Annotated in this window: 7 protein-coding genes; all 7 read left to right on the top strand. The window is 67.1% G+C overall.

The window, feature by feature from the left end; genetic code table 11:
* Positions 1 to 456 (top strand): SDR family oxidoreductase (locus AC1DYI_RS25850; protein WP_477206999.1); only part of this gene is annotated, 456 nt, incomplete at its 5' end.
* 71 nt (positions 457 to 527) lie between these two features.
* Positions 528 to 767 carry an acyl carrier protein gene (acpP, locus tag AC1DYI_RS25845; protein ID WP_324153546.1) on the top strand — a complete coding sequence of 80 codons (240 nt, stop codon included), beginning with the start codon at positions 528 to 530 and terminating at the stop codon, positions 765 to 767.
* Between the two features lie 51 nt (positions 768 to 818).
* The gene (gene fabF / locus AC1DYI_RS25840; RefSeq protein ID WP_477206998.1) at positions 819 to 2060 is read left to right on the top strand and encodes a beta-ketoacyl-ACP synthase II; all 1242 of its coding nucleotides are present in this window, start codon (positions 819 to 821) and stop codon (positions 2058 to 2060) included.
* Between the two features lie 100 nt (positions 2061 to 2160).
* Complete coding sequence (locus AC1DYI_RS25835) at positions 2161 to 2589, top strand: hypothetical protein (protein ID WP_477206997.1); 429 nt, start codon at positions 2161 to 2163, stop codon at positions 2587 to 2589.
* Positions 2586 to 3200, top strand: a complete 615-nt coding sequence (rpoE, locus tag AC1DYI_RS25830; protein ID WP_477206996.1) for an RNA polymerase sigma factor RpoE — start codon at positions 2586 to 2588, stop codon at positions 3198 to 3200. Before AC1DYI_RS25835 ends, rpoE begins: the two co-directional genes overlap by 4 nt.
* 34 nt (positions 3201 to 3234) lie before the next feature.
* Positions 3235 to 3876, top strand: a complete 642-nt coding sequence (locus AC1DYI_RS25825; RefSeq protein WP_477206995.1) for a sigma-E factor negative regulatory protein — start codon at positions 3235 to 3237, stop codon at positions 3874 to 3876.
* A gap of 10 nt (positions 3877 to 3886) precedes the next feature.
* Positions 3887 to 4954, top strand: coding sequence for a MucB/RseB C-terminal domain-containing protein (locus AC1DYI_RS25820; RefSeq protein WP_477206994.1), 1068 nt, complete (start codon positions 3887 to 3889; stop codon positions 4952 to 4954).
* The last annotated feature ends 218 nt before the right edge of the window (positions 4955 to 5172 follow it).

The raw sequence follows: 5172 nt of genomic DNA, 5'->3' as shown, positions 1-5172 counted from the left end.
CTGGCCATGCGCATGAAGGACGATGACTGGGACGCGGTGCTCGACACCAACCTGAAAGCCGTCTTCCGTCTGTCGCGCGCGGTGATGCGCCCCATGATGAAGCAGCGCTACGGCCGCATCATCAGCATCACATCGGTCGTCGGCGCCTCGGGCAACCCAGGCCAGGCCAACTACGCAGCTGCCAAGGCGGGCGTGGCTGGCATGACCCRTGCATTGGCCCGTGAGCTGGGCAGCCGCGCGATCACCGTCAACTGTGTCGCCCCCGGCTTCATCGCCACCGACATGACCGACGCCCTGCCCGAAGCCCAGAAGACCGCGCTGCTGCAGCAGATCCCGCTGCAGCGCCTGGGCCAGCCGAGCGAGATCGCCCATGCCGTGGCCTTCCTCGCGTCGCCTGAAGCCGGCTACATCACTGGCACTGAACTGCACGTCAATGGCGGCATGTTCATGAACTGATTTCCACCGCCGGCGCTGGTAACCTGCCAGCGTAGAATCCGGCCCGTTTTACGCAACCTCCTGGAGGAGTCATGAGCGATATCGAAGCACGCGTCAAGAAGATCATTGCCGAGCAACTGGGCGTACCCGAAGCGGACGTCAGCAACGAGAAGGCTTTCGTGGCCGACCTCGGCGCCGACTCGCTGGACACCGTGGAGCTGGTGATGGCCCTCGAAGACGAGTTCAGCATCGAGATCCCCGATGAAGAAGCCGAGAAGATCACCACGGTGCAGTTGGCAATCGACTACGCCAAGGCTCACGCCAAGGCCTAAGCCCTTTCGGACGGYCTGCCTCCGGCCGCCTGCGATCAGCATTTCGAACGCATGACCCGACGTGTCGTCATCACCGGCCTGGGCCTCGTTTGCCCGGTCGGCAATACCGTTTCCGAAGGCTGGGCCAACATCTTGGCCGGCCGCTCGGGTATCGCTCCGATCACCAGGTTCGATGCTTCGGGCATTGCCTGCCAGTTCGCGGGCGAGGTCAAAGGCTTTCCGCTCGAGGAGTACATCCCGGGCAAGGAAGCCAAGCACATGGACAGCTTCATCCATTTCGGGATGGCGGCTGGGATCCAGGCTGTGCGTGACGCGGGTTTGCTCACCAACGACCAGCTCACCGAAGAAACGGCCGAACGCATCGGCTGCATGATCGGCTCGGGCATCGGTGGTCTGCCTGAAATCGAAGCCACTGCGAAAACGGCCTTCGAGCGCGGCCCACGCCGCATCTCGCCGTTCTTCGTACCGGCCTCGATCATCAACATGATCTCGGGTCACCTGGCGATCCGCTACGGCTTCACCGGCCCGAACCTGGCGGTCGTCACCGCCTGCACCACTGGCCTGCACTGCATTGGCCAGGCCGGGCGCTTGATTGAATACGGCGATGCCGACGTGATGGTAGCCGGCGGCTCCGAAGCGACGGTGTCGCTGCTGGGCGTCGGCGGTTTTGCCGCGGCGCGTGCGCTGTCGACCCGCAACGACGACCCCGCCACCGCGTCCCGCCCCTGGGACAAGGACCGCGACGGCTTCGTGCTGGGCGAGGGCGCCGGCGTGCTGGTGCTCGAAGAGTACGAGCACGCGAAAAAGCGCGGTGCCAAGATCTACGCCGAGCTGCGTGGCTTTGGCATGGGTGGCGACGCGTACCACATGACCGCCCCCAACGTGGACGGCCCGAAGCGTTCGATGAAGGCGGCCTTGCGCAGCGCCGGCATCAACCCGGACCAGGTCCAATACCTGAATGCACACGGCACCTCGACGCCGCTGGGTGACCTGAACGAAACCAACGCGATCAAGCTGGCCTTTGGCGACCACGCCAAGAAGCTGGTCGTGAACTCCACCAAGTCGATGACCGGCCACCTGCTCGGTGGCGCCGGTGGTATCGAGTCGGTGTTCACCGTGCTCGCGCTGCGCGACCAGGTGTCGCCACCGACGATCAACATCTTCAACCAGGACCCCGAGTGCGACCTGGACTACTGCGCCAACACCGCGCGCGAGATGAAGATCGACTTGGCGGTGAAGAACAACTWCGGCTTCGGCGGCACCAACGGCACGCTGGTGTTCGGCCGCATCTGACGCGGCGGCCCCGAAGTCAACAGCCTCGCGCCGCATGCGCGCAGCGCCCCCCGCCGACCACCCCCTGGCTCGCCTTGGCTTTTGGGCCGCGGCGGGTGCCGTGCTGGTCGCTTTGGCCATGGTCACGCCGCTGCTGTGGCTGGGCTCGCATGCCCGGGCGATGCGGCTGGTGGGCGACACGGTGACGTGGTGCGGTGTTGCCCTTGGGCTGCTCGCAGCTGCCTCAGCGGCCACGCTTTGGTGGCGCCACGCCGCACGGCGCCATGAGCAGCGCCTGCGCTGGGATGGCACCGGGTGGCAAATGCTGACCGGTACAGATGCCGAAGAATTGGGCACGCCGGTGATCCAGATCGACCTGGGCCATGCCTTGTTGCTGCGCGTCCGCGGGCTCGGCCACCGCTTGGTCTGGCTCCCGCTGGAACGCAGGGATGCGCCTGCCACCTGGCACCGCCTGCGGGTGGCACTCGGCCAGCCGGCTCGTGCGACCTCGCCTGCCGTGACGTCGCCGGCCAACGGAGCGTCTGCATGACCGCCGCCGGGCCCGACGTCGACGCCGCGCTGGTCGAGCGAGTCAAGCAAGGCGATGTGCGCGCTTTCGAGATGCTGGTCGTCAAATACCAGCGCCGCATCGAACGCCTCATCGGCCGCATGGTGCGCGACGTCGACCTGGTGCCCGACATCGCCCAGGAAACCTTCATCCGCGCCTACCGGGCGCTGCCGCAGTTCCGCGGCGACAGCGCTTTTTACACGTGGCTCTACCGGATCGCCGTCAACACCGCCAAGAAGGCGCTGGTCGACCTGAAGCGCGATCCGCTGGTGACCGACGCGGCACTCGCCGGAAGTGACGATGACGACGAAACTTCGCGCCGGACTTTGGAACCAAGCGACATGGCCACGCCCGACGCCTTGCTGGCCAGCAAGGAGATCGCGGCCACGGTGAACGCGGCGATCGAAGCCTTGTCAGAGGACTTGCGGCAGGCGATCACGCTGCGCGAAATCGAAGGCCTCAGCTACGAAGAGATTGCGGATGTGATGAATTGCCCCATCGGTACGGTGCGGTCGCGGATCTTTCGCGCCCGTGAAGCGATCGCACTGCGCTTGCGGCCGCTGCTGGACACGCGTGACGGTGAGCGCTGGTAACAAGAACCGAATCCGCCGAGCTTGGAGTTCCCTCATGACCCATTCTGTTGACGACCCAAACGAACGCCGCTGGTTGCAGCTGTCGGCCCTGTGCGATGGCGAGGCTGACGCGGCCGAAGTCCGGGCCAGCTTCGAAGGTTGGCGCGACGACGCCGCACTGCGCGCGCGATGGCACAGCTACCAATGGATCGGCGACGTGATGCGCTCGGACGATCTGGCCAGTGCCGCCGAACACGACCAGGCCTTCTTGCTGGCCTTGCGCGAACGGCTGGCCAAAGAGCCGGTGGTGCTGGCACCAGCGCGGGCCGACAGCGTGGTGCCCGCGGTGGCCTCCGCCGGGGCCCAGCTGGCCGTGGCCGGCGGCCGGCGCCAACGCTGGGGCGCGCCGATGGCGATGGCGGCCGGCGTGATGGTCACCGGCGCATTGGTGGTGATGAGTTCTTCGGGTCCGCAGCCCACGGTTTCGGCCGGTCCTGTGGCACTGCAGGTGCAGACCGGCGCGCAAACCGTCGCCGCCGGCCCGTCCGTCGGTGCCAGCGCGGTGCAGGTGGGTGACATGCTGCGCAACCCCGAACTGGACCGCTACCTGAACGCGCACCGGCAATTTGCTCAGGGCTCGACCTTGAGCGTGCCAGGCGGCGTACGGCAAGTGGCGGTCACGCCTGACGGTCAGTGACCGCCGGCCGATGAGGACACGCTTGCGGGCCATGCTGCGGGTCGGGGTGGGCAGTCGCTCCACGCGGGCACGGCGGCTGTCGGTGGCCGGTCTCGCAGCCGCGTGGGTGCTGCCCGCGCTGGTCTTCGCGCAGGACGGTGGCAGCGCTGCCAGTGATGCACGGCAGCGCAGTGTCGATCCCCGCAGCTGGTTGATGCGCCTTCACGAAGCCGCCTTGCAGCGCAACTACCACGGCACCTTGGTGGTCAGCACGGCCACCTCGTTCAGCAGTTCGCGCGTCACCCATTTCGTGGACGGTGATCAGCAATACGAAAGCGTCGTCGCCCTCGATGGCGAGGCTCGCAGCATGCTCCGCCACAACGACGAAGTGCACACCGTGTGGCCGCGTGTGCGGGTGGCCGTGGTCGAGCAGCGCGACGTGCGAGCAAGCTTTCCTGCCCTGATGGCGGGCGGCGAGTTGCGCGTACTGGAGTCCTACGAGCTGCGCCCGCTGGGCGTCGACCGTGTGGCCGGCTACGAGGCCGAGGTCGCGTTGCTGAAGGCGCGCGACGCACTGCGCTTCAGCCAGCGCCTGTGGGCCGAACGGCAGACCGGGTTGCTGCTGCGCGCCGACATTCTGGCCCCCAACGGCCAGATGCTGGAGTCGGCCGCCTTCTCCGAACTGGCGCTTGACGGCAAGCCCAAGCCCGCCTTGGTGCTCGAGCCGCTGCGCCATCTGGACGGCTACCGCGTCGTGCGGCCGGCCGTGCTGCCCACCAACCTCGACAACGAGGGCTGGCGCCTGGCCAGCTTGCCGGCGGGGTTCAAGCAGGTGCAATGCGCCAAGCGCTCGCTGGACCCGAGCGGCGGCCCCTCGGCGCCGGTCGTGTTGCAGTCCATTTACTCCGACGGACTGACCCACGTCTCGCTTTTTGTCGAACCTTTTGATCCAAAGCGGCACCAAGGCGAGGTCGTCGGCTCGATCGGCGCGACGCACACCCTGATGACCCGGCGCGATGACCAATGGGTCACCGTGATGGGCGATGTGCCGACCGAGACCCTCAAGCAGTTTGCCGCGGGACTCGAACGCAAGCGTTAGGGCCTCGCGGTGATCGGGCGGCAGAACCTGACTTTTCTCTCGCCGTTCTTCAAGGAGAACCCATGCATTCCCAAGCCATCATGATGGCCGGCCGCCGCGCGCCGCGCGGCCTGATCTCAGCCGCCGCTCTGGCGCTGGCAACCACCTTTGCCGCGCTGCAGCCGGCGTCGGCCGCGGCGCAAGCGCAGCCGCAGCCACAGCTGCGCGCGATGCCCGAT

The sequence above is a fragment of the Ideonella sp. P3_A4 genome, from assembly GCF_056403075.1.
The sequence above is the reverse complement of the archived record's forward strand: the minus strand, read 5'-3'. Positions and strand labels throughout refer to the sequence as shown.